25 protein-coding genes and 5 tRNA genes are annotated in these 24,130 nt (G+C 39.5%); 12 read left to right on the forward strand and 18 right to left on the reverse strand.

Features of this window, described 5'->3' with window-relative positions; genetic code table 11:
* Positions 1-24: 24 nt before the first annotated feature.
* The 3 genes from CVT00_RS09570 to CVT00_RS09580 are packed head-to-tail and all read right to left on the reverse strand — an operon-like array spanning position 25 to position 2,854.
* Positions 25-1,308 (reverse strand): TRAP transporter large permease, encoded by a 1,284-nt coding sequence (locus CVT00_RS09570; RefSeq protein ID WP_107915840.1) that lies wholly within the window; start codon positions 1,306-1,308, stop codon positions 25-27.
* A gap of 11 nt (positions 1,309-1,319) precedes the next feature.
* Positions 1,320-1,862 carry a TRAP transporter small permease gene (locus CVT00_RS09575; protein WP_002941662.1) on the reverse strand — a complete coding sequence of 181 codons (543 nt, stop codon included), beginning with the start codon at positions 1,860-1,862 and terminating at the stop codon, positions 1,320-1,322.
* Positions 1,862-2,854 (reverse strand): DctP family TRAP transporter solute-binding subunit, encoded by a 993-nt coding sequence (locus CVT00_RS09580; RefSeq protein ID WP_002941552.1) that lies wholly within the window; start codon positions 2,852-2,854, stop codon positions 1,862-1,864. Before CVT00_RS09580 ends, CVT00_RS09575 begins: the two co-directional genes overlap by 1 nt.
* A 483-nt stretch (positions 2,855-3,337) precedes the next feature.
* On the opposite strand from CVT00_RS09580, the gene sodB reads away from it, so the two are divergent.
* Entirely contained in the window at positions 3,338-3,955 is a 618-nt protein-coding gene (gene sodB, locus CVT00_RS09585) for a superoxide dismutase [Fe] (RefSeq protein WP_107915238.1), read from the forward strand.
* Positions 3,956-4,999: 1,044 nt separating this feature from the next.
* Here sodB and CVT00_RS09590 read toward each other — a convergent pair.
* Positions 5,000-6,166, reverse strand: a complete 1,167-nt coding sequence (locus tag CVT00_RS09590) for a MalY/PatB family protein (protein ID WP_107915236.1) — start codon at positions 6,164-6,166, stop codon at positions 5,000-5,002.
* An 88-nt stretch (positions 6,167-6,254) separates the two neighbouring features.
* On the opposite strand from CVT00_RS09590, the gene CVT00_RS09595 reads away from it, so the two are divergent.
* The 3 genes from CVT00_RS09595 (at position 6,255) to tpx (ending at position 8,611) form a co-directional block, all read left to right on the forward strand.
* A complete protein-coding gene (locus CVT00_RS09595) occupies positions 6,255-6,710 on the forward strand; it encodes a DIP1984 family protein (RefSeq protein WP_107915235.1) in 456 nt (151 codons plus the stop codon).
* Between the two features lie 218 nt (positions 6,711-6,928).
* Positions 6,929-8,071 carry a trans-sulfuration enzyme family protein gene (locus tag CVT00_RS09600; protein ID WP_107915233.1) on the forward strand — a complete coding sequence of 381 codons (1,143 nt, stop codon included), beginning with the start codon at positions 6,929-6,931 and terminating at the stop codon, positions 8,069-8,071.
* A gap of 9 nt (positions 8,072-8,080) precedes the next feature.
* Positions 8,081-8,611 (forward strand): thiol peroxidase, encoded by a 531-nt coding sequence (tpx, locus tag CVT00_RS09605; RefSeq protein WP_103557774.1) that lies wholly within the window; start codon positions 8,081-8,083, stop codon positions 8,609-8,611.
* 6 nt (positions 8,612-8,617) lie between these two features.
* Here tpx and CVT00_RS09610 read toward each other — a convergent pair whose 3' ends face one another.
* The 7 genes from CVT00_RS09610 to CVT00_RS09635 form a co-directional block, all read right to left on the reverse strand.
* A complete protein-coding gene (locus tag CVT00_RS09610) occupies positions 8,618-10,030 on the reverse strand; it encodes a DNA/RNA helicase domain-containing protein (RefSeq protein ID WP_230853747.1) in 1,413 nt (470 codons plus the stop codon).
* Positions 10,014-10,487 carry a nuclease-related domain-containing protein gene (locus CVT00_RS10325; protein ID WP_230853748.1) on the reverse strand — a complete coding sequence of 158 codons (474 nt, stop codon included), beginning with the start codon at positions 10,485-10,487 and terminating at the stop codon, positions 10,014-10,016. Before CVT00_RS10325 ends, CVT00_RS09610 begins: the two co-directional genes overlap by 17 nt.
* Positions 10,488-11,023: 536 nt before the next feature.
* A tRNA-Ser gene (locus CVT00_RS09615) sits at positions 11,024-11,113 on the reverse strand.
* Positions 11,114-11,171: 58 nt separating this feature from the next.
* Positions 11,172-11,327 (reverse strand): hypothetical protein, encoded by a 156-nt coding sequence (locus tag CVT00_RS09620; protein WP_021086361.1) that lies wholly within the window; start codon positions 11,325-11,327, stop codon positions 11,172-11,174.
* 31 nt (positions 11,328-11,358) lie between these two features.
* Positions 11,359-11,432: transfer RNA gene (locus CVT00_RS09625), tRNA-Cys, on the reverse strand.
* Between the two features lie 6 nt (positions 11,433-11,438).
* A tRNA-Leu gene (locus CVT00_RS09630) sits at positions 11,439-11,525 on the reverse strand.
* A 9-nt stretch (positions 11,526-11,534) separates the two neighbouring features.
* Positions 11,535-11,609, reverse strand: a tRNA-Gly gene (locus CVT00_RS09635).
* 104 nt (positions 11,610-11,713) lie between these two features.
* Between CVT00_RS09635 and CVT00_RS09640 the strand changes: the two genes are divergently transcribed.
* From CVT00_RS09640 to CVT00_RS09670, 7 genes are all read left to right on the forward strand, one after another.
* A tRNA-Ala gene (locus CVT00_RS09640) sits at positions 11,714-11,789 on the forward strand.
* 102 nt (positions 11,790-11,891) lie between these two features.
* Positions 11,892-12,629, forward strand: coding sequence for a spore coat protein (locus CVT00_RS09645; RefSeq protein ID WP_230853750.1), 738 nt, complete (start codon positions 11,892-11,894; stop codon positions 12,627-12,629).
* An 81-nt stretch (positions 12,630-12,710) separates the two neighbouring features.
* Positions 12,711-13,835, forward strand: a complete 1,125-nt coding sequence (locus tag CVT00_RS09650; RefSeq protein ID WP_107915230.1) for a PepSY-associated TM helix domain-containing protein — start codon at positions 12,711-12,713, stop codon at positions 13,833-13,835.
* 71 nt (positions 13,836-13,906) lie between these two features.
* A complete protein-coding gene (locus CVT00_RS09655) occupies positions 13,907-14,929 on the forward strand; it encodes a ribonucleotide-diphosphate reductase subunit beta (protein WP_009494790.1) in 1,023 nt (340 codons plus the stop codon).
* Complete coding sequence (locus CVT00_RS09660) at positions 14,916-15,407, forward strand: hypothetical protein (protein ID WP_107915228.1); 492 nt, start codon at positions 14,916-14,918, stop codon at positions 15,405-15,407. The genes CVT00_RS09655 and CVT00_RS09660 overlap by 14 nt, the downstream gene beginning before the upstream one ends.
* Positions 15,408-16,175 carry a carbon-nitrogen hydrolase family protein gene (locus CVT00_RS09665; protein WP_107915226.1) on the forward strand — a complete coding sequence of 256 codons (768 nt, stop codon included), beginning with the start codon at positions 15,408-15,410 and terminating at the stop codon, positions 16,173-16,175.
* A 60-nt stretch (positions 16,176-16,235) separates the two neighbouring features.
* Entirely contained in the window at positions 16,236-16,868 is a 633-nt protein-coding gene (locus CVT00_RS09670) for a protein-L-isoaspartate(D-aspartate) O-methyltransferase (protein WP_107915225.1), read from the forward strand.
* A gap of 18 nt (positions 16,869-16,886) precedes the next feature.
* Here CVT00_RS09670 and CVT00_RS09675 read toward each other — a convergent pair whose 3' ends face one another.
* Both CVT00_RS09675 and CVT00_RS09680 read right to left on the reverse strand, forming a co-directional pair.
* The gene (locus CVT00_RS09675) at positions 16,887-17,369 is read right to left on the reverse strand and encodes a hypothetical protein (RefSeq protein WP_107915223.1); all 483 of its coding nucleotides are present in this window, start codon (positions 17,367-17,369) and stop codon (positions 16,887-16,889) included.
* A gap of 129 nt (positions 17,370-17,498) precedes the next feature.
* Positions 17,499-18,083, reverse strand: coding sequence for a hypothetical protein (locus tag CVT00_RS09680; RefSeq protein ID WP_103570718.1), 585 nt, complete (start codon positions 18,081-18,083; stop codon positions 17,499-17,501).
* A 169-nt stretch (positions 18,084-18,252) separates the two neighbouring features.
* Here CVT00_RS09680 and CVT00_RS09685 point away from each other — a divergent pair, with 169 nt between their 5' ends.
* The gene (locus CVT00_RS09685; RefSeq protein ID WP_107915221.1) at positions 18,253-18,471 is read left to right on the forward strand and encodes a hypothetical protein; all 219 of its coding nucleotides are present in this window, start codon (positions 18,253-18,255) and stop codon (positions 18,469-18,471) included.
* Positions 18,472-18,496: 25 nt separating this feature from the next.
* On the opposite strand, the gene CVT00_RS09690 is transcribed toward CVT00_RS09685, so the two are convergent.
* The 5 genes from CVT00_RS09690 to CVT00_RS09710 form a co-directional block, all read right to left on the reverse strand.
* Positions 18,497-18,880, reverse strand: coding sequence for a hypothetical protein (locus CVT00_RS09690; RefSeq protein ID WP_159071276.1), 384 nt, complete (start codon positions 18,878-18,880; stop codon positions 18,497-18,499).
* 107 nt (positions 18,881-18,987) lie between these two features.
* Positions 18,988-19,575: a hypothetical protein gene (locus tag CVT00_RS09695; protein WP_230853752.1), complete on the reverse strand. Its 588-nt coding sequence runs from the start codon at positions 19,573-19,575 to the stop codon at positions 18,988-18,990.
* Positions 19,576-19,781: 206 nt separating this feature from the next.
* Positions 19,782-21,356 carry a single-stranded-DNA-specific exonuclease RecJ gene (gene recJ / locus CVT00_RS09700; RefSeq protein WP_103557766.1) on the reverse strand — a complete coding sequence of 525 codons (1,575 nt, stop codon included), beginning with the start codon at positions 21,354-21,356 and terminating at the stop codon, positions 19,782-19,784.
* A gap of 314 nt (positions 21,357-21,670) precedes the next feature.
* Positions 21,671-22,279, reverse strand: a complete 609-nt coding sequence (locus CVT00_RS09705; protein WP_103557765.1) for an outer membrane beta-barrel protein — start codon at positions 22,277-22,279, stop codon at positions 21,671-21,673.
* Positions 22,280-22,439: 160 nt separating this feature from the next.
* Positions 22,440-24,074 (reverse strand): CTP synthase, encoded by a 1,635-nt coding sequence (locus CVT00_RS09710; RefSeq protein ID WP_107915217.1) that lies wholly within the window; start codon positions 24,072-24,074, stop codon positions 22,440-22,442.
* Positions 24,075-24,130 lie beyond the last annotated feature (56 nt).

Consider the following 24,130-nt stretch of genomic DNA (forward strand, 5'->3'; position numbering starts at 1 on the left):
TTTAGAGGCCTAGGCCTCTAAATTTTAATGTCCATACATTATGTTTGGTAGCCAAAGTGAAATTTGTGGTATATAAGTAACCAAGATAAGACCAAAGAACAAGGTTAGCGTCCATGGCAAGCACGCCATGATAACCTCTTTTAAGTTCATATTTGTAAGACCGCTTGCGACAAATAAATTTAGTCCAACAGGCGGAGTGACCATACCTATCTCCATATTTACAACCAAGATGATACCAAAGTGAATAGGATCAACGCCAAGCTGCGTAGCTATCGGAAGCAAGAGCGGCACCATGATCATGATAACGCTTGAAGGCTCCATAAACTGACCCATGATAAAGAGCAAGATATTTACAAATATCAAAAATCCTATCATGCCGATATTTGCGTCAAGTATCATCGAAGCGATCGCTTGTGGGATCTGCTCGCTAGTTAGCAAATAAGCAAAAACAACGGCGTTTGCGATGATGAAAAATATCATAGCTGTTGTAAGGGCTGAGTCTAGGCAGATATCCCAAAGATCTCTTATCTTTATATCTCTATAGATAAAAAGTGAGATAAATAGCGCATAGACCGCACTTGCCGCAGCAGCTTCAGTCGGAGTGAATATGCCTCCATAAATTCCACCAATAACCACAACGACGATTAGCAAAGCCCAAAATGCTTTTGCAAATTTCTGCACTCTTGCTTTAAATGGCTCAGCCTTAGTCGCTTTGAAACCAAGCTTTTTTGCGCCTACATAAGTTTGAACTAGCATAAAAGCACCAAGCATAAGACCAGGCACGACGCCTGCCATAAAAAGCTTACCGATACTAACCTCAGCAGTTACACCATAAACTATCATAACAACTGAAGGTGGAATCAAAATTCCAAGTGAGCCAGCCGTAGTTATACCGCCCACTGCGTACTCTTTTGGATAGCCAGCCTCTTTTATCGCTGCAAACATAATCGAGCCTATCGCCACAACCGTCGCAGGCGAGCTTCCAGAGACCGCTGCAAAGATGATGCAGGCAAATATCGCACTCATAGGCAAGCCACCTGGCAAGTGTCCGACCATAGACTTTGCAAAATCGATGATACGCCTTGCTGAGCCACCTTTGCTTAGTAAATTTCCAGCCAAGATAAACATCGGTATCGCCATTAGTGAAAATTTATTGATACCGTCAAAAATTAGCTGAGGGATCGTAGCGATGTCTATGTCTGTAAAAAATATCATAGTTAAAACGGTGCTTGTGCCTAACGAAACCGCGACTGGCACGCCTATTAACATCAGCGCAAAAAGCAGGATAAATAAAAATGCTATTGTCATCTTTTTTCTCCTTAGTCTTTGACCACGCTACCATGAGCTAGCTCGTGTGCTTCGTTATTTACGACATTTGCTGCTGGAGTTAGAGCTACTTTGATAGCCTTTTCAGCAGAGCGGTAGCTAGCTGTGACAAAGGCTATTGGAAGCACCAGCATAGGGACCCATTGAGGTATGCCAAGGTCTATTATCATCTGCTCGATCTCGTGTAAAATTTTAAGATAATCAACCGAATAAACCGCGATAAATATCAAAAAGACAGTTGTTAAGATGTGCGAAAAGAGTAGGCACGCCTTCGCAAGCGCTGGTGGAAATTTCTCCACCAAGATAGTTACGCTCACATGAATGCCCTTGTTAAAGCCATACGCTGCAGCAAAAAACGCCGACCATATAAATAAGTAGTTTGATAGCTCGCTCGCCCATGACCAGCTTTTGTCAAAAAAGTATCTGGCCACGACGTTGGCAAAGGCTAGTAGCGTTCCACTAGCTAGCCCTAAAACGGCGATAGTCTTATTGAGCGAGACTATCAATATATCAAGAGCGTTAATGAAATTTTTCATTATTTTGTCTCGATTGTTTTTTCTATAAGCTCTTTGCCGATGACATCGTAAAATTTAGGATAGATAGCCTGCATAGTCTTCTCCCACTCAGCTTTTTGTGCGTCGTCTATCTTGAAAATTTCTAGCTTTTTAGTCTCTGCTATATATTTTTCAAGCTCGGCTATAACGTGAGCGTCCTCTTTAGCTGTCTCTTCTCTCTCGTAAGCTGTAGCTTCGCTTAGAGCTTGTTTTACATTTGCTTTTAGATCATCTGGCAGTTTGTTCCAAAATTTATCACTCATAACGACTAGATAGCCTAGATATCCATGGTGAGAAAGTGTAAGTGAGCTTTGAACCTCGTGAAATTTAGAGTTATAGAAATTTGATAGTGGGTTTTCAGTAGCATCAACTACGCCTTGTTGAAGTGCAGAATAAACCTCTGAAAATGGCAGAACTTGTGGGTTGCCACCGATCGCTTTGATCTGCTCTTCAAGCACTTTTGAGCTTTGGATTCTAAATTTTTGTCCTTTTGCATCTTCTGGCACAAGGATAGGTTTTTTGCTTGAGCTAAAATGCTTAAATCCAGCATCCCAGTAATCAAGCGCCACAAAGCCCTTCTTAGTCACAAGACCTTTTAGCTCCTCACCAACTGCACCATCTTGAACCTTGTGAAGGTGGTCTGCATCTTTAAAGATGAAAGGTAGGTCAAATAGCTGAAACTGCGGCACGATAGGTGTAAATTTAGAAAAACTAGGAGCTGCCATTTGGACGTTGCCAAGCTTTAGCGCACCAAAAACTCTATCATCATCAAGTAGCTGAGCTGATGGGAAGACTTGAACTTTTATCTTGCCGCCACTTAGCTCCTCAGCACGCTTTGCAAAAAAGTCAGCTGCCTTGCCCTTTGGCGTAGAAGCTGCGACAACGTGAGCAAATTTGATCGTATAGACCTTATCCGCACCAAATGCTAAGCCACTGATGGCACATGTAAAAAGTAAAGCTTGTAAGAATTTCATCTTTCATCCTTTGTAATAGTTTTGATAGGTGCATTATAAATTTTCAAAAAAATAAAAATTTAGAAATTTTTGTTTCATAAAATTCACATATCTTTATTTTTTTATATGTGTATTTTTGTAACATTTTTGATCTAAAAATGGATAGTTTTTTTGCTTCGTAAATTTAACGTAAAAATTTATTTATCATTTTTTTATAGTCTATTTTTTTGTTACGTTTCTACACATATTTTTTTATATTATTTTTATATTTAGAGAAAATTTAAATTTACTTTTCTCTCTTTTACAAAGCCAAATTTGCTCTTTTAGGATATAAATTTCACTCTTTTAACCACAAATTTATAAAGAAAATTTGCTCATCTTTTATAAATGAAAAAATTAGCTTTTATAAAAGCCCTATTTTTGGGTTAAATTTTAAGAGATTTTGTTTGTTAATCTTTTGTGGCTATAATGCGAGATAACAAATTTTATTATTAAGGAATTATTATGTTTGAACTAAGAAAACTTCCGTTTGACGCAAATGCCAATGCAGTAGTAAGTGCTAAAACCTGTGAATACCACTACGGCAAGCACCACGCGACCTATGTTGCAAATTTAAACAATCTCATAAAAGATACAAAATTTGCTAACGCATCATTTTATGAAATTCTAAAAAATAGCGAAGGCGGCCTATACAACAACGTCGCTCAAGTTTATAACCACGACTTTTACTGGGACTGCATCGCTAAAAAAAGCGAGATGTCAAGCGAGCTAAAAGCTGCTATCGAGGCAAATTTTGCAAACTTTAAAGAGGAGTTTTTAAAGGCAGCTACAACGCTTTTTGGCTCAGGCTGGGCGTGGCTTGTATTTGATCCAAGCAGCAAAAAGCTAGAGATCGTGCAAACTAGCAATGCAAAAACTCCAGTGAGTGACGGCAAAGTGCCACTTCTAGTCGTTGATGTTTGGGAGCACGCCTACTACATCGACAACTTCAACGCTCGCCCAAAATACCTAGAGACATTTTATGAGAACATAAACTGGGAATTTGTAAGCCAAGCTTACGAGTGGGCACTAAAAGAGGGCCTTGGCTCAGTTGAGTTTTACACAAAAGAACTACATAAATAATATCTGGCGGGACCTTCCCCGCCTTTAAATTTCTACTTTTATTCAAAATTAGCTATCAAATTTATCATTTTAAACGAGAGCGTAAATTCCCACTTTAGCAAATGACCTTTTTATAAATTTACAACCAGCATAAGCTAGCTCATCTTTAAATTTCTGTTTTTACATAAACTTTAAAATCATCAAATTTATTAGCAAAATCACTTTTTGAAAGATATCAAATTCTCGTTTTGACAAGTGAGTTTTCTTAAATTTAAAGCTGGCGCAAGATATCTCACTTTCAAATTTCTTTTGAGTTGCTAAATTTAGCAGCAACGGGCGCGATATTTACTATTTCAAAAGGGGCAAAATGTTTCTTATGGCGGTCTGTTCTATTTTGATAAGCGACTTTTTCTAAGTTTAAAAGTCAGCGCAACTATCTCACCTTTAAATTTATGTTTTTCCAAATTTAAACTACTAAATTTATAAGAAAAACTGCATTACGCACGTGTGGCGAACACAAATTTGCTCATAAAGACAGCATAAAATAGTAGTTTTGGCGACCGCTCTATTTTTGACTGATAGCTTTTCTAAATTTAAAATAGAAGATAAAAGTCGGCGGTGGCTTTAAATTTTTTGCTTTGAAATCAACCATGACTATTCGCATTCAAAGGCTTTTTTGCTTAAATTTAATGCAATTCAAGATCGGCATGACTATCAGCACCTTAAATTTCTCTCTTTCAAATTTAAACTACTAAATTTATGATCCAAAGCTACTTAAAGCTTCAAACAGCCCAAACGCGATCAAGACACTCTTTTGACGCTCCAAGGCATGCTGGAGAGATATCAAAAATAGCAAAAAAACTAGCTTTACTACCTCTCTTACTACGACCAAACAACTTCCTGCTTAAATTTAAAGCCATCAAAGAACCAACGTAGGCTATCCAACCTTAAATTTATCAGCAAAATTTTTAAAAGTGGAGGCAATATCTGCTACTCTAAAATATCCCAAGTAGCTTTTTGTATCAAGCAAAGGTGGCTTAAATTTCAAAGCCACCCAGCCAAAATTTATCTTTTTGAAGTGTATAAATTTATCCCATTTTGCAAGCGTTTTAGCCCTTCAAGCACCCTCTCACGCTGCGTTGCGATATTCATACGAAGGAAAAATCTATCTCCCCTGTAAGCGTTGCCGTCATTTAGCCAAAGTCCAGCTTTATCACGCAAGAAATTCATAAACTCACTCGAATCCTCGCAAAACGCACTGCAGTCAAGCCACAAAAGATAGGTCGCATTTGATAGCAGAAGCTTTACTGGTAAGCCTTGCTCTTTTATGAAGTTTGCGACGACCTTTTTGTTTTCAAAAAGATACTCTCTAAGCTCATCAAGCCACGCCTCGCCCTCGTTAAAAGCGGAGATTGCTGCGATGATCGCAAAGGCATTTGCCTCGCCGACCTCGTCGTAGTTGATAGCAGCATTTAGTCTTGCTCTGATCTTTTCATTTGGCGTGACGACGGCTGAGCTTTGAAGGCCAGCTATGTTAAAGGCCTTTGTTGGAGAGATACACGTGATGGAGTTGTTTTTGCACTCCTCGCTCACGCTGATAAATGGCACGTAGTTTAGCCCTGGATCAGTTATATCGCAGTGAATTTCATCGCTGATAACCAAAACATCGTGCTTGTAGCAAAGCTCGCCTATCTTTTTAAGCGTCTCTTTGTCCCAAATTTTGCCTATTGGATTGTGAGGGTTGCAAAGAAGCATCATAGTAGTTAGCGGCTGAGCTAGCTTTGCCTCGAGGTCGTCAAAGTCGATCTCGTAAGAGCCATTTTTATAGACAAGGTCGTTTGATAAAATTTCACGTCCATTGTTTTTTATGCAGTTAAAAAAGACGTGATAGACAGGCGCTTGCACTAAAATTTGATCTCCTGGGCTGCTAAATCTCCTAATAGCAGTCGAGATGGCCGGTATGACGCCAGTGCAAAAGCACATCCATTCGTTCTCTAAGCTCACGTTGTGACGTCTTTGCCACCAGCTCTTTATCGCCTCGTTCCACTCTTTTGGGATGAACGAGTAGCCAAAGACACCGTTATCAAGGCGCTTTTGCAAGACGCTTAAGATCTCAGGTGCAGCCTTAAAGTCCATATCTGCAACCCACATCGGCAAAACATCGCTCTTCATACGCCATTTTGATGAGTTGGTACCTTCTCTGCTTACTAATGTGTCAAAATCGTACTTCATAGCTTTTCCTTAAATAAAATTTTAAATCAATTATAACCCAAAAGATACTAAGATGATTTAAAAATTTAATACCCAAAAAGGAAAAATGATGAAACTAGCTCAGGCTCTCATCCTAAGATCTGACACGCAAAAGCGCATCGAACAGCTAAAAGTTAGGCTACTTAGCAATGCAAAAACGCAGGAAAATGAAAGTCCAAGCGAGGATCCAAAGCTTCTTTTAAAAGAGCTTGACAAGCTAACAAACGAGCTTTTTAGGCTCATTTGCTCTATAAATTTAACAAACTCGAGCGCTAAATTTGATGGCGTGAGCCTAACTGAGATGATCGCTAAAAAGGACGCTTTGACGCTAAAAGCAAACGTGCTTAGGGAGTTTGCAACAAGCGCTAGTCAAAAGGTCGATCTTTACTCAAATAGCGAGATCAAAATTTTAAGCACAGTTGATGTGGCAGCGCTTCAAAAGCAAGTGGATGCGCTTTCAAAAGAGATCAGAGAGCTTGAGATGAAGCTTCAGGAGGCAAACTGGTCGGTTGATCTAGTAGAGTAAAATTTATGGTAAAAATTTAGCCAAAAGCGAGTAAAAAACCATACATTGGCAGCTTGCGAAGACCAGGCAAAAGCTTAAATTTAGTCTTAGCAATCTTACAAATGCAAATTTAAAAAGCACTTTTACTACCACTTACTGGTTTGGCTATATTTTGGGTGGGTTTGGGGAAAATTAATTTTTATCATGTAAAATTTCGTAAAATTTTAAAAAGGAAATTTATGAAACTAGACACTCTTATCGTAAAAGGCATCGAAGCCAAAAACAACCCAAACAAAGCGGTCGTTCCGCCAGTATTTTTAGCTAGCACCTTCGTGCAAGATGACCTTGAAAATTTTCAAGAATTTGCCTACTCACGTGGCAACAACCCTACGAAAAAAGCCTTTGATGATATCTTTGCTAAAGTTGAAGGTAGCAAATACGCATTTAGCTTTGGCTCAGGCATGGCAGCAACAGCAGCCGCACTTAGTCTTATAAAAACAGGGCAAAAAGTCCTGCTAAATAGCAACGTCTATGGTGGTACTTATAGGTATGTCACGACTGTTTTTGAGAGTCACGGCATAAAGAGCGAATTTATAGATGATCTAAATTTTTTAAGCGAAGATGACATAAGCGACGACGTGGCAGCTATCTTCATCGAAACTCCCTCAAATCCTCTCTTAAGAGTGACTGATATCGCTAGAATTTCAAAGATCGCTCACAAAAAGGGCGCTCTAGTCATCGTGGATAATACATTTTTGACGCCTTACTATCAAAAAGTGCTTGAGCACGGAGCTGACATCGTGGTATATAGCGCCACAAAATATATCGGCGGACATGCTGACGTGATCGCTGGTATCGTCACGCTAAACGATGATGCTTTGGCTGAAAAGATAAAATTTGCCAAAAACACGCTTGGTGGCATCATCAGTCCGATGGATGCATACTACCTAATACGTGGGCTTAAAACACTCAGTGTTAGGTTTGACAGACAAACGCAAAATACCCATAAAATCATCAAATTTTTAGAGGATAGTGACGCCGTTAGCGTGGTGCATTTCCCTGGCTCATACAGCGAGCAAGAGGCAAAGATGCAAGCGGCTCAAGCAAGCGATATCGGCGCTCTTATCTCATTTGAGCTTGATGAAAAACATGATGTAAATAAATTTGTAAAAGCGCTAGAAATTTTTGATCTAGCAGTGAGTCTTGGTGGCGTAGAGAGCCTTATCTGCAGGCCTGCAACGATGACGCACGAGGCATATCCAAAAGAGTTGCTAGATCAGATCGGCATAAAGCAAAATTTGCTTCGCCTAGCCATCGGCATCGAAAACGTCGATGATCTAATAGCCGACCTTGATCAAGCATTTAAAAAAGCTAAAAGATAAGGAGAAATCATGGCAACTACAAAATTTAAAGGTAGCGATGTAAATTTAAGCGGAAATGAGCTATTTGTCGGCTCTTATGCGCCTGAAGCCAGAGTCGTAGCGCAAGATCTTAGCGAATTTAGCGTGGGTGGAAACAACGGCATCGAGGTGCTTGTCTGCTTACCATCACTTGATACTGGCGTTTGCGCGGCTGAGGCTCGTAAATTTAACGAAAAAGTAGCTGAAAAACACGGCGTAAAGCTTAGCATCATCTCAAACGACCTGCCATTTGCGATGGGGAGATTTTGCACGACTGAGGACATAGCAAACCTGCGTGTGGGAAGCGATTTTAGATACGGCGAATTTGCCCAAAACTACGGCATGCTGATGAGTGACGGGGCGCTAAAAGGCTTGCTTGCAAGAGCGGTCTTTGTCATCAAAGATGGCGTCATCATCCACAAGCAAATCGTCCCCGAAGTGACCCAGGAGCCAAACTACGACGCAGTTTTTGACGCGATAAAACAAAGCGGCGGATGTGGTTGTGGTTGTGGCTGCCATTAAAATTTACTATGCAAAGAGTCCAGCTATGATGGCAAAGAGCTGACTGCCTGTCACCACTAGCTCACCAACCTCTTTTACACCCCTTAAAACTGGCCTTATAGAGGCTAGTTTTAGGCTTTGTTTTTCTTTTGCTCGTTCATTTTTCGGCGGCAAGTCTTGCGTGATGCTTGCGTATTTTTTGATGATCTCTATCACCTGTCTTATCTCATCTGGCAAATTTTCATCCAAATTTTTAGGTAGCGAGATATATAAATTTTCACGGCTTCTAGTCAGTAAGACGTAAATTTTTCTATAAAAAAGCTCCCTTTCATTTTTATATATGGTCTGCAAAAACGGCAAAAAGTTGTGGATGATGACATTTTGCGCCTCAAGGCCTTTAATGGACTGTATCGTCAAAACCTCTACGTTTTTACCCTCTGGCAAGACGCTCTCTTTTATGGCACTTACGGCGACCTTGCTATTACTTAAAACAACACTTGTTTCGCCATCTGGTAAGGCTTTTAGACACTTTTTAAGCTCTGCAAATTCATCAAGCTCGGCCACTTTTATACTGCCATCTTGCAAGATACACTGGATGTCTGAGATGAAGTCTTGATTTAGATAAAAGCTCTTTTTGTAGTAGTCGTTTATCGCAGAGTCCTTTTGCAAGATCTCAAATGCGCACCTAGCAATATTTGAAGGTGTTCGGTAGACGTTTTTTAGGTTTTTCACGCGCCCTCTCATGTCGATACGCTCAAATTTTGGATGGTGAAAGATGTCGGCGATATTGTTCATCGTGTATGTGTAAAATTTCTGCGCCTCGTCGATAAAAAATATACAGTCCTTTATCTCCTCGTAGATGACGCGCATAAAGCCAGCTGGCATATCCTGGGTCTCGTCGCAAAGGACATAGTCGATCGGATGCCTTGCAAGGTGGGCTTTAAATTTAGCTCTAAACTCGGCAATCGCCTCGTCGGTTTCATAAATTTGATACTTTTGGCTGATATTTGTATTTTCATCCATGCCAAGCTTTGTTTCATCAAATTCTATGCGTTTTAGCAGCGAGATGATCGGATAAACGGCGATATTTTTGTTTATAAATTTATCGCCAAAGCTTGATTTGATATTTTGGGCTAAATTTTTATTAAAGCAAAGCACGAGAAATTTCTCATTTTCGTCACGCTCGAGCCTATTTGCGACAAAATTTGCAAGTATCATCGTCTTGCCGGTGCCAGCCACGCCTCTGATCACGCGAAAGCCACCAGTGTAGCCATTCATAATACTAAGTTGCTTGTGGTCAAAAAACATCACCTCATCTTTCGTGATTATCGGGATTATTTTTTGTTTTAGCCTGCTTTGATTGACAAGCATTTCTGAAATTTTAAGAAACTCTTTTTTGTTTGGTAGCGTGCTTATAGAGGAGTTAAAAAAATTTAGCAAAGATGCTCTCGTCTATGAGATCGTCCCTGAAAAAGGTGTGATTTTTTAAATTTAGATAGCTTGGATTTTTCGCATAAAATTTACTAGTCTCAGCCTTGCTAATAGAGGGGAAAATGACCCTGTACTCGACATTTATAGGCACTTTTTTAAGCACTGACTCTATCTTTGCAAGAAGCATTCTTTGATAAATTTTTACCTGCTCGTAGGGGTTATTTTCATCTAGTTGCTCAAGATCGTCCCAGTTTTTCACCTCGATGACATAAATTCCAAGTGCTGGATGGAGCAAAAGTAGGTCGATCTCTCTGGATGAGCCGGCAGGATCGTCGATGCTTGCCTTTGGGATGAGATAGTAGTTTTCATAACCCTTTTGGTTTAAAATTTTACCGATAGCCTCGAGCACATCGGCCTCACCCTGCTCACCTTTAAAGATCTTACTAAAAATGCTTTTTATGTTCATAAATCACTCCTTTAAATTTTTAACAACTTTGCTATTTTATAAATTTTAATCTTAGAGTTTGAAGCGGTGTAGCTATCAAGCTAGCTCTTTTTTGACAATATGGGTCCTAGCCAACTAGCAGAGTGGTTTTAATCATTTAAATATAAGCTCTTTTTTTCTTTTAAACATACCAAATATCAGGTTTTGCCCTATACTATGCCATCTCTCTTGCTTTTTTAAACTAAAAGTGACCTTTGTATTTTATCTCGACTAAAATTTTTTACTATTAAGATACGCAAATTTTAGTTTTTAATTATTTATTGATTATTTTTCTAAAAACTTAGTAAATCCTGCTATTTTAGAGCTCTCGTGCCAGTTTAAATACCACAAAATTTCTTTAAAATTTAGAGAAGAAATGTATTGTTTTAATTTCACTATCTTTGTATTTTTTATTTGCATTAAGTCTAAATTTTTATTCTCAAAATATAAAACTAAAAAACAAGAATTTAAAAATAAGAAAATGACTGAAAAATTAAAAAGTGATTTGAAATTTGAAGTGGCCGGGAGATAGGGATTCGAACCCCAGGAGGCTTTCACACCTCAACGGTTTTCAAGACCGCCGCTTTCGACCGCTCAGCCATCTCCCGATTTGAAGATTTGTGATTATAGCCAACTTTGCTTAAAATTTGCTATAACCACTAAGAATTATTCTGTTTTTTCTTTGACGTAACTAGCGCCGTCATTGATCTTTTCTTTAGTCCATTCTTTGGCGTTGTGGCTATCTTCTTTTACACCGTGCCAAGTGTTTGAACAACCTACTGCAAAAAATGCCATACAAACTATTAAAAGCAACTTTTTCATTGTTAATCCTTTAATTTGGTTTTTTGAAGTCTGGAGGCGACACCCGGATTCGAACCGGGGATCAAAGCTTTGCAGGCTCATGCCTTACCACTTGGCCATGTCGCCGTTTGGTGGTGCCCGAGACCGGACTTGAACCGGTACGGTAAAAACTACCGAGGGATTTTAAGTCCCTTGCGTCTACCATTCCGCCACTCGGGCAAAATTTAATGGAGCGGGAAACGAGATTCGAACTCGCGACCCCAACCTTGGCAAGGTTGTGCTCTACCCCTGAGCTATTCCCGCGTTAAAGGTTGCAATGTTAGCCAAAAGTTGCTTAAAAATTTATTTTATAAAAACGACTTTCAAAAAAATGTAAGCCATAAAAAGATAAAATACCAAATCCTTTTGGGGTTATAGCTCAGCTGGGAGAGCGCTTGAATGGCATTCAAGAGGTCGGCGGTTCGATCCCGCTTAACTCCACCATGATTTTACTTTCTTTTTTACTTACAAATATTTTTACGTTTTTCATGAAATTTTACGTCAAATATATAAAAATTCAGAATTCTTCCGATATATTACGAAATGATGAATTTAAAACAATATGTAAATGAAATTTTAAAAGATCGTAACGATGAGCGTGTTTTTAGCTTTGAATTTGATGGGCAAAAATTTTGGTTAAAACGCATTGAAAAGACCATTGAAGGTGGCTTTTTAACTAAAATTTTTAAACCAAACCCTTATAAGTCATTTGCCGCTGAGATAAAAAAGCTTGAAATTTTAAACGAGGCAAATGCTCCTGCGCCAAAACTCGTGTTAAAAAGCGATGAATTTTTCGTTATAGAAGATGTTGGCGAGCCAGTTGCTAGACTATTTAAATATAGTAACGATGAAAAATTTAAACACGAAATTTTGCTAAAAGCAGCCCGCGCACTAGCTGGACTTCACGCTCTAAATTTTGCGCACGGACGCCCAGCACTTAGAGATATCGCCATAAAAAATGACGAGGTCAAATTTCTAGACTTTGAGTCAAAATTTTTTAGCAAAGACTTGGAGCTTCAAAAGTGCCGTGACCTACTAGTTTTCATCCACGAGCTCTACCGACAAAAAATTTCAAACGAGCTTGTAAAAGAGGTGATAGATGAGTACATTAATGCTAATGGCGACGAAATTTACGAGCACTCTTTGCGCTTAATAGTAAAATTTAAGTCACTTTACTACCTGCTAAAGTCGTTTAAATTTTTAGATAAAAAGGATCTAAACGCGGCTATTTCAACATTTGAGCTACTTTTACCAGCCGCAAAATCCAAAATCACATCCAGATAACTAAAAAATAATCTTCTAAATTTTATCTCTCCTTAACAAAAAATAAATTAATATTCGTTATTAAAATCCAAAAGGAGATATATGCTTTTCAAGCGTAACAAAATCATTTTCAACATCCACCTAATAATCGGCCTAATCGCGACTATACCGCTACTTATCATGACACTTGCAGCACCATTTGCCTCTTATAGAGAGGAGATCAAGTCTGTGATAAATGAAAAATATATAAATTTAAAGCCTAGCGAAAAGCCAAATTTAAGCTTAAGCGAAATTCTCGCCAAGGCAAAAAGTGAGATCAAATTTGACACGCTTGAAAATGTACAAATCGGCGGTGAAAACAAAGCTTATAGCATCAGCGTCACTAAAGATAAAAAGCTCTTAAATTTCTTTGTCGATCCAAGAAGTGGCGAGGTGATCAGCGAGGACTGGGGCGAGAAAACTCGCATGATAATACTAAGCCTGCATAGAAATTTAGGCCTTGCCCTGCTTGATAGCAAAGTCCCAGCCAACATCGGCAAGCAAATAGTCGCCATTAGCTCGATCATCATGGCACTTCTTGCCATAAGCGGCCTCATCCTCTACGCCCCAGCGATCAAGCGAAATTTGCTAAATTCGCTCAAAATCAAGCCAAGTGCAAAGGGCTATGCCTGCTTTTACAACCTCCACACGAGCCTTGGCACATACGTGGCGATCCTGCTTGTCGTGATGTCGCTAACTGGCCTTTACTGGTCTTATGGCTGGGTCAGAAACAGCGTAAATAGCATATTTTTCGAGCTAAAGCCAAGCCAAGCGCAAAGAGCAATGCCACAAAGAAATTTGACCCCAATAAGCGATGAAAAATTTAAAGAGATCGAGTCTGCAGAGCAAATTTTTAAAGAAAATGTCACGCTAGAGCTAAAATCACTCACGATAAACGTGCCTGAAAACAACCAAAGCACCTACACGATAAACTACGAAACTGCCGAGAGTCAGGTAGGCAAACTAAAGCTTGACGCAAGCGCTGGCAAGATAAAAGAAAATAAGCTTGTTAGCAAGGCTGAAAGCATCCCAGAGGCTAAAAAGGCAGGTCGAAAAGTGCTTAGCTTGCACACTGGAGAGATGTTTGGCGAGGTCGGTCAGGTCGTCTTTGCCATCTCTTGCGTGATCGCCGTTTTACTAATAATAACTGGCTTTTTGATGACCATAAAAAGGAGCAAAGCACTCTAAATAAAAGTAAATTTTTACCTTGCTTTGGGTAAGATTTTAAGAAATTTTTACCACAAACAAGAGAGAAATTTATGAACAGAAAACGCATTTACAACCCAAGTTCAAATGAAAATTTGACTGACAGAAGAGTCTTTAACGGCAACCCACACGGTATTTTAAATTTCACCAAGGCAAAATACGAGTGGGCGTTAAAGCTTTGGGACCTCATGGAGGCAAACACCTGGTTTCCAAAAGAGGTCGATACCACCGACGACGTGCGCGACTACGCCTACAACCTCACAGAGGCTGAAAAACGCATGTACGATCTCGTCTGGAGCCAGCTCATCTCGATGGATAGCTTCCAGACAAACAACCTAGCTGACAACATCAACCCTTACATCACCGCACCAGAGATCAACGCCGTGCTAAGCCGCCAAGCCTACGAAGAGGCAAACCACAGCAAGTCCTACGCTGTCATGGTCGAGGCGATCTGTGACAACACCGATCTCATCTACGAGATGGAGAAGCACGACGACGTCTTGCGCGAGAAAAACGACTACATATCAAGCGTCTACGAGGAGCTTGCAGGCGAAGTGACTGACGAGAAGCTACTTCTTGCGATGGTTGCGAACCAAATTTTAGAGGGCATTTATTTTTACAGCGGCTTTACAGCGATCTACGCTCTAGCTCGCGCTGGCAAGATGCTAGGCTCGGCGCAGATGATACGCTTCATCCAACGCGACGAGATCACGCACCTGCTTTTGTTTCAAAACATGATAAATTCAGTCCGCAAAGAGAGGCCTGACCTTTTCACGCCTGAGACTGAGGCGAAAATTTATGATATGTTTGAAAAAGCTGGAAATTTAGAGATAAAATGGGGCAAATATATCACCCAAAACCAGATAATGGGCTTTACAGACGACATAATCGAGCAGTATATCCACTATCTCATCGACCAACGCCTAGTTGCGATCGGCCTAAAACGCAAATACAACGTCGCTCATCCGATCAAATGGGTCGATGACTTTGCGAAATTTAACGACCAAAAGTCAAATTTCTTTGAAGCAAAGGTGACAAACTACAGCAAAGGAAGTATCAGCTTTGACGACTTTTAAAAATAGTATCTTATCCCTTGCCTGCGTGCTTTTGGCTGGGTGTGCGAGCAGTAGCCAAAGGATCGTTGACATGGCAAACCGAGATAATCTCGTAAATTTCCCCGCCCACAAACTTGTTAAAGTAAAAGAGACAAGCCAAGCGGAAGTCTATCAAGAGATGCCAAATGGGGAAATTGCACCAAGTTTCGCACCGCTAGGATCTGTTCTAGGAAATGATGTGATGCTTGGCATAAACAAGCAGTGTGGCTTTGAGCCAAAAGACCTAAAAGAGGTAAGAGTAGTTTCACATGATGAGGCTAGAGGTCTAGACTTTGAAGTCTGGGTTTTTAATGATCCACTCTCACAGCGTGATGATAAGATCACGGCTATAAGCGTTATTTTAAAAGCTACACCAAACATCGGTGGCACAGATATAAACTGTAAAATTCCAAAAGACTGCCACGATGAAAAACCTGTGACATTTGTATTTGGAAAATAAATGAGTGAAAATTTAAACCTAATAAGCCTAACTTTAAAGGCAAAAAATGCAACAGATCGCCTAGAAGAGCTTGCAAATTTAGTTGAGGCTGCGCCTGAAAACTCTCTCCTGCTTGCAAGCGAGCTTTGCATCAGCGGCTACGACTTTGACGGCTTTTTTGCTGGGGCAAACAAAGCAATGCTTGGTGGCATGATAGGTAGCTTTGATGCGATGCTGCTTGAGCGCTTGCAAGAGGCACTTAGCCCAGATAAATTTCTTGGTTTTACGCACCTTAGCAGCCTAAACAAAAGCGCAGGGCTCGCTCAAATTTCAAATCTAAATCCGCACCAACCAAAAATTTATAACGAATTTTTACTTCTTAACTCAAGCAACGTCTTTCATTCGCAGTTTAAGGCTGAGCTTTTTAGGCCAAATTTAGAGCACGAGATCTTTGCTGCTGGCGAAGTGAGCGATATAAATGCTTTTGATTTTAGAGGGCTAAAGCTTGGCGTGCTGATATGCTTTGAGCTGCGTGATAGCAGGCTTTGGGCAAAGCTAAGAGGATGCGACATCATCATGGTGCCAGCCATGTGGGGCAGGGCCAGAGAAGAGGCCTACCTTAGCCTTTGCAAGGCGCTTGCGATCGCAAATAACTGCTACGTCATGATCTCAAGCTCGCTTGATCTTGAGGTCGCTGGGGTCTTTTTGCCAGATGGCACGCTAGAGCAAAGCGCAGTTTTTGACGCAAATTTGATAGCGCAGATAAAGAAAAATTTAGGGCTTTTATAAATTTTAAGATAAGCTTTAAATCGTATAATAACGATTTAAAATTTGTTTAGGAAAGAAATTTTGACCCAATTAGAAGCGATAAAATGCCAAAATTTAGCTAGCGACATAGCCGATGAGATCACGCTCAGTCCGCTTTTGTTTGACGCGATATCAACAACCGAGCGTGAAATTTTCGTGCCTATCCCTGCGCATGCTTACAAGCTTGACGCGCAGCCGATACTGGGCAACCAGTGGATCAGCTCGCCACTAACGGTGGCAAAGATGACCATGGCGCTAGAGTGCGAAAATGTGGATAACATCCTAGAAATAGGCTGTGGCAGCGGCTATCAAGCAGCGATACTAAGCAAGCTCGCACATAGAATTTTTAGCGTCGAACGCATAGAAAAGCTAGCCATGGAGGCAAAAAAACGCTTCGAGACGCTAAAGATCAAAAACGTGCACGTAAGATATGATGATGGCAACAACGGCTGGCGAAGCTACGCGCCGTTTGATAGGATTTTACTCTCGGCTGCTGATGATGAGATCTCGCCAAATTTATTCGCTCAACTAAAAAATGGCGGCATCTTGGTCGCTCCGATGAAAAAAGATGGCAAGCAGTTTATCGCTAAATTTAGAAAAGATGAGAGTGGGAATTTAGAAAAAGAGTTTTTAGACGAGTGCCTTTTTGTGCCACTTCTTGAAGGCAGAGAGTAGAGGCTTTTACCTCTACAACTACCACCTAACTAGCCACTCACCGTTAGGGTGCTGCGTAAATATAAGATCATCAAATTTTGTAGTTTCTTCGCCATCTGCTGTGATAAATGTAACACTAAAACTAAATGCGTTTTTGGCAATAAATTTCACATTTTCTATACTCAAGATATCGACGTTGTCGCTACAAGTGCCACTAGCCCTTTTTAAATGGCTATCATCTCTTCTTAGCGCAGGTGCCCTTGTGCCACCTTCCATGAATTTATCATTTTTATTAGCCTTATAACATGCCATATTTGCTAAAAATTCCTGCATCCTAGGCTTTGCGCTGTCAAATTTCGCTTGATACTCTTTTGGCACCTTAATGCCAAAAATAGCACCTGGCACCGTCTGAGCAACTAAATTTCTACTTTTTGTTAGCGTTGGCTCACTTTTTGGTTCGCAAAAGGCAAAGCTACTAAAAACGGCACAGAGCGCAATGACAAGAAGCGATTTTGTTTTCATTTTTCTCCTTTTTAAATAAGAGCCATTCTATCTTGTGCTACTTAAAAGTTGCTTGAGTTATAAATTTAAAGAATAAATGTGAGTTTTTAGGAGAGGCAAAGCCTAAGCCTTGCCTTGAATTAGAATTTATTAGAATTTATAAGTGTAGCCTGTGTAAATTCCAACACTTGTATCCCTTAGCTGAGCGCCACTATTTTTCTTATAAAATGTCTTATCAGCCTTTAAGCCAAACTCAAGCGCGTTGTGAGCGTCAAATGAGTAGATACCACCAGCTTTTGCGCCAACTAGCAAGCCTTTGAAATTTTTCTTGCTAGTTTCGTTTTCAAAGCTTTGTCTAACACTTAGATAGCCAAGACCAGCGTAACCGCCAAGCACGGCTTTAAAGTTTTCTGTGATGTTTGGTGTGTAGTCAGCGCCTGCTAAAAGCTTATGTTTACTCCATTTTGCGTCTGCTTCGCCAGCATTTTTTCTAGCTTTAAAGTCGTAGTAGTAGCCACCATACGCTCTATAGCTGTCAAAATCATAACCGCCATAAAAGCCAAGTCCGTAGTGACCTTTGTTGAAGTTATTTTTTTCGCTTTTTGCGATATTTTTAGTTTTGATCTTTGAGTTGAACGAATAATCGCCCTCGCCACCGACAAATGCACCTTGCGCAAGTGCAGCTGAACTAACTAAAGCTAAAACCAAGCTTGATTTTACAAGTAAATTTTTCATACTTCTCCTTTAAAAATTTTCGTGATTTTACTATTACGCGTTTAATCTATATGAAATTTAAATTTAACAAAGCCCTATTTTTCGCTCTTTTCAGCCTATAAAATTTAAATTTATTTATATTTACTATTAAATTTTAAAATTAGAAGAAATTTTCATCAAAGGAGAGAAAATGGCACTAGATAAAGAACTAGTAAATTTCGGTGAAGAGCATGAGCTAAATGCGATCCTTTCAAAATTTGGCAAATCACAAAGCCAAAAAAATAGAGCAACACTTGGCGAGATTGGCAAAAAATGCAAAGAAAAACTTGCTAAAAGAGTGCTAACTCAAGACGAATTTGGTGAGTTTGTAAAAGCACACCTAAAAGAGCTTGAAGATAAAAAAGCTTAAATTTCTGGGGGAGAGCCCAGAAAATTTATTTGCAATCCTCTTTTGTCAAATTTATCACAGCAAAATTTTTGCCGTTCTCGTAGTTATATATCCACGAGGCTTTGTCGATAAGAGGATTTTTACTGCTACAAAAGTCCTCTTTTAGCATTTCAGTCTGCAACTTTTTAAACTCATCTATCTGCTCTTTAGTAATTTTACTAAATTTAATATCTTCACTATCATTTATAACAAACGTGGTTTTTAGGGTCTCATTTTCACATGTAGCACCCATTATTACACTATTTTCATCGACCCTTGTGGGAGCTGGCTCATCGATCATGCTTACAACAGCTTTAATAAATGCGTTATCACAATCAACCGCAAACGTAGAGGTCAAGAGCATAGATAGAGACAATATTATTTTCTTCATTTTGCATCCTTTTTGGAAAGTATATTAAATTTAGTTGTAAAAATACTAGAAAGATAAATTTGCGCCCAAACTAAGACGCAAATTTCTTAAGGAGGGAATGTTTAATATTAAAATTTATAAGTGTAGCCTACGTAAAGACCGATATTGCTCTCTCTAACCCTGCTAACATCATCTGCTTTGTAGAAAGTATAGTCAGTTTTCATACCAGCTTCTAGGATGTTGTTTTGATCAAGTAGGTACTCAGCACCAAATTTAGCACCTAAAACAAATCCTGTGTCATAGAATTTATGATCCGTGTCATCTCTACTTATCAAAAGTCTAGATACGCCAGTGTAGCCACCTAAAACAAGCTTAATATCTTCAGTGATGCTTGGAGTATAGTCGGCTCCAGCTAATAAGCTATGTTTTTTCCATTTAACAGTAAATCTGTCATCATCATCTTCTATTTGTTTTTTTGTTTGAAAGCTATAAAAATAAGCACCATAAGCTCTGAAGCTGTCAAAATCATAACCAGCTTTTACGCCGCTGTTAAATTGACCTTTTCTGACACTTGCGCTCTCGCCGTCTGTTGTTTTTTCTTTCCAGTTTGACGCAAAAGAGTAACCGCCCTCGTAACCAATAAATGCTCCCTCTGCCATAGCAAATGAGCAAACCACACATGCAATCATGCTAGCTTTCAAAAATGAACTTTTCATTTTCAATCCTTTAAAAATATAATGTAAATGTAATTTTACGGATTTTTATTTAAAATATTATTAATTTATAATATTAAATAAGCATTGATAAATTTATTTTGTTTATATAGTACCTATCTTATGGATTTATAAAGATAAATTTATAAAATTTTTAATTATTAAAAAGCAACACCTAGTCGTTAAATTTCAAACGACTAGGCAGAAAGCTATAAAATTTCTCGTATAAGAAGCTGTGGCGTAACAAGCCCGCGGAACGAATTTTTAGACACGCAAAAGATGATATCCACCATCTCACCCACTCTAACGTGCCTTGTGAAGTTAAAAAATAGCGCCTCAAGCGTTTTATTGTCTTTTTGCAAGATTAGTTTTAAGTGGTTTTGATCCCTGCCTATAAGCCTTTCGTTTTTAACGACGGCATTTTCTATCTTAAAGACTGGGCGTGGATTTTTCTGTCCATACGGCTCATAAAATTCCAAAATTTCAAGTAGCTCAAAGTCGATCTCGCTTGGCATTATGTCGCCAAGTAGCTCATCTGAGCTTTTGCACTCTTGCATATTTAGGCATGAGCAGCTTTTGTTTATCGCCTCTTTAAATTTTTCCAAATTTTCAGGCGCAAGAGTTAGCCCTGCTGCACCTTTGTGGCCGCCGTAGCTTGTTAGCAGATCTTCGTGGCTTGCGATGAGCGATAAAATATCAAGCTTGCCAACGCTTCTAGCACTGCCTTTTGCGCGGCCTTTATCGATGCTAAAGACGATAGCTGGCTTTGCAAAGTGCTTCGCAAGGCGGCTAGCTACAATGCCTATCACACCCTCATGCCACTGCTCTCCCCAAGTGATGATGACCTCATCGTCCTCTTTTACGTCCTTTAGCGAGCACTCAAAGAGTTGGCGCTCCTCCTCTTTTCTGGAGTTGTTAAACTCAATGATCGTATCAAGGTAGTTGTAAGCCTCTTCGATGCTCTTTGCACGCAAGAAGTTAAATGAATTCATCGCATCATCCATGCGTCCGGCTGAATTTATAAGAGGCGCTATAAGAAAGCTGATATCATCACACTCAAATTTATCCTTGCCGTAAAACTCTTTTATGACGCAAAATGCCGAGCGCTTCGAGGCATTTAGCTTGCAAATACCCATGCGAACAAGCATCCTATTCATATCTCTTAGCTCCATCATATCAGCTATTATCGCGATGGCTAAAAGCTCTAAAAACTTGCTCATATCGTAGTTTAGCTTGCAAACATCCTTTAGCGCTCCAACTAAATACCAAGCCACTTCAGCACCGCAAATTTCGATATTTGGAAAGTTGCAGTCCTCTTGTTTTGGATTGATTATGGCGTAGGCTTCAGGCAGAACGGTTGGTGGCATGTGGTGATCTGTGATGATGAGATCGATGCCCTTTTCTTTGCAGATGCTAGCTGCCTCATTAGCTGAGATGCCGTTATCGACGGTGATTATTAGACTCACATCGCTTGCAAGCTCATCGATGATCTCAGGGTTTAAGCCGTATCCGTCCTTAAAGCGGTTGGGGATCTTTACTAGGTAGTTTTTTACGCTAAGATCATCAAAAAACTCGGCTAAAATCACACTTGAAACCACGCCATCAACGTCATAATCGCCAACAATAGCGATATGCTCGTTTCTCTCGATCGCCTCTTTGATGCGATTAGCGCCTTTGTAGATATCCTTTAGGGCGCTTGGCGTTGGAATTTCACTAAGTTTTTTGTGTATGTCGTTACAAAATCTACGTGCTAGTAAATTCCTAATATCCTCTTTAGTTAACATAGCTTTGGCAAGGACTTTTTGACGCCCTGCCAACTTTGACTAATGCTATTTGCTCACTTAAATTTACGCCCAAACTGCCAAAAATTTGGCAACAAAAATGCTTTTTTTTCATTGTAATCTTTCGTCTTTATTTTGAATGCTTTGATTATATCTTTTTGAAATTTAATTTCTTATAATTTTCATTGAAAGTAAGATTTTTAGGGCAAAAAACTTTTGTTAAATTGATACTCTTTATAAATTAGCCATTGTAAATTTGAAGTAAAAAATGAGAGAAATTTTAAGTAAAAATAAGGGGTCATAAGACCCCCCAAAAATTAAAATTTATATGTGTAGCCTAGGTAAGCGCCGATATCTGTTGATTTAAGGTTATCAAAATCTTCATCAGTGCTATACCAAGATCTATCTGCTTTTATACCAAATTCAAGTGCATTATTTTTATCAAAGCTATACTCTGCACCAAGTCTTGTGCCAACTAGCCAACCAGCCTTTGTTGTATCATAAGTCGCTTTAAGTGTATTTGTATAAAGTCTTGCTTTAAAATTTACAACTGAAACGCCAGTGTATAAGCCTGCTATTAACTTAAAGTTATCTGTTATAGCTGGAGTATAGTCACCACCTACTACAAATTTATGTGTTGTCCATTTTATACTAACATCGTGTTTTACGCCATTGTCAGTATAGTTAAAGTTATCTTTTGCCTCTGTATGATAGAAGTATCCACCATAAACTCTAGCTACGTCAAAGTCATAACCGCCTTTGATGCCAACATTTGGTCTGTTATCCTTAAAACTAAGACCATCATTGTCTTTTAGCTTTGAGCTAAAATCATAGCCGCCCTCAACTCCGACAAATCCACCTTGTGCTAAAGCAAATGAGCCAGCAAGTGAAAGTGCCAAAACACTTTTTAAAACGCAATTTTTCATTTTTTCTCCTTTATAAATGATTGCGTAAGCATTGTATGTTTAGCAAGATTAAAAAATACTTAAATGATTTAAATTTTATCAATAATACGTTTACTTTTATTTTTAATATAAATTTGAGAGAAAATTAAAGAAAATTTGGCAAGAAAACTTGCCAAATTTATCATTTTACGTGATTGGCTAGGCTTGCTTTTATAAAGCCTAGTATCACAGGGTTTGGTCTAGTTAAGCGGCTAGTAAATTCAGGGTGACACTGCACGCCTACAAACCACGGATGGCCTTTTAGCTCGATCGCCTCTACTAGTCCGTCGCTTTCGCCACTTACTATAAGGCCAGCCTTTTCAAAGACCTCTTTGTATTTTGGATTTGCCTCGTAGCGGTGACGGTGGCGCTCTTTTACGCTCTTTGCGTTGCCATAAATTTCAGCCAAAAGTGTCTTTGGCTTGATGTCGCAGTTATAAGCACCTAGCCTCATAGTGCCACCAAGTGGGCTTGTATGCGTTCTTATCTGCTTTTTGCCGTGGGCATCGATGAAGCTATCTATTAGATATATGATAGGATTTTTGCACTCTTTATTAAACTCCATAGAATTTGCATCTTCTAAGCCCAAAACATCCCTTGCAAACTCGATCATCGCTAGCTGCATACCAAGGCAAATTCCAAGATATGGGATATTATTCACACGAGCAAATTTTATAGCCTGCATCTTGCCTAAAACACCTCTTTCGCCAAAGCCGCCAGCTACCAAGATGCCATCCACATCTTTTAAAAGCTCATTTACATTGCTCTCCTCTATCTTTTCGCTATCTATCCAGCGTAAATTTACTCTAGCATCTAAATTTGCTCCAGCATGGATGATGCCCTCAGTTAGGCTCTTGTAGCTCTCTTTTAGATCGATATATTTGCCTACAAAGGCGATTGTTGTTTCGTTTGTTGGGGCGATGATCCTTTTTACTAGGCTATCCCAGTTTGCCATGTCTGGTTTTAGCTCACTAAAGCCTAAATTTTCAGCGATCGGCACTAAGATATCTTGCTTTAAAAATGAAAGTGGAATTTGATAGATACTTGCGCTATCTAAGCTCTCTATGACGCAGTTTTTCTCCACACCACAGCTTGCTGCGATCTTATCTTTTAGCTCGCGGTTTAGTGGCATTTCAGATCTGCAGATGATGATATCTGGGCTTATGCCGATACGTCTTAGCTCGCCTACGCTATGCTGAGTTGGCTTTGTTTTTAGCTCGCCAGCTACTTTGATAAATGGCACGAGTGTTAGGTGTATATTTAGTGCTCTTTTTTTGCCAACTTCTACTCTTAAGGCTCTTATCGCCTCTAAAAATGGCAAGCCCTCGATGTCGCCAACGGTTCCGCCTATCTCAACGATGAGCACATCTTTGCCCTCGCCTGCTTTTTTGATACGATCAACTATCTCACCAACGATGTGGGGGATCACCTGTATAGTCTTTCCAAGGTAGTCGCCACGTCGCTCTTTTTCGATGACCGAGCTATAAACTCTGCCCGTTGTGAAGTTATTGTCCTGACTTAGACTCTCATCTAAAAATCTCTCGTAGTGACCAAGGTCTAGGTCTGTCTCTGCGCCATCGTCTGTGACAAAGACTTCGCCGTGCTCTAGCGGGCTCATCGTGCCTGGATCTACGTTGATATATGGATCAGCTTTTAAAACACTCACTTTTAAGCCAGAATTTTTAAGTAATGTCGCGATAGACGCAGCTGCGATGCCTTTTCCAAGTGAGCTTAAAACGCCACCTGTGATAAAAATATACTTCGTCTCTTTTGCCATCAAAATTTCCTTAACTTTAGTTATTTTTTAATCTGCCGATTATACCCCTTAAATAT

The sequence above is a fragment of the Campylobacter concisus genome, from assembly GCF_003048675.2.
GTDB classification, from domain to species: Bacteria; Campylobacterota; Campylobacteria; order Campylobacterales; family Campylobacteraceae; genus Campylobacter_A; species Campylobacter_A concisus_F.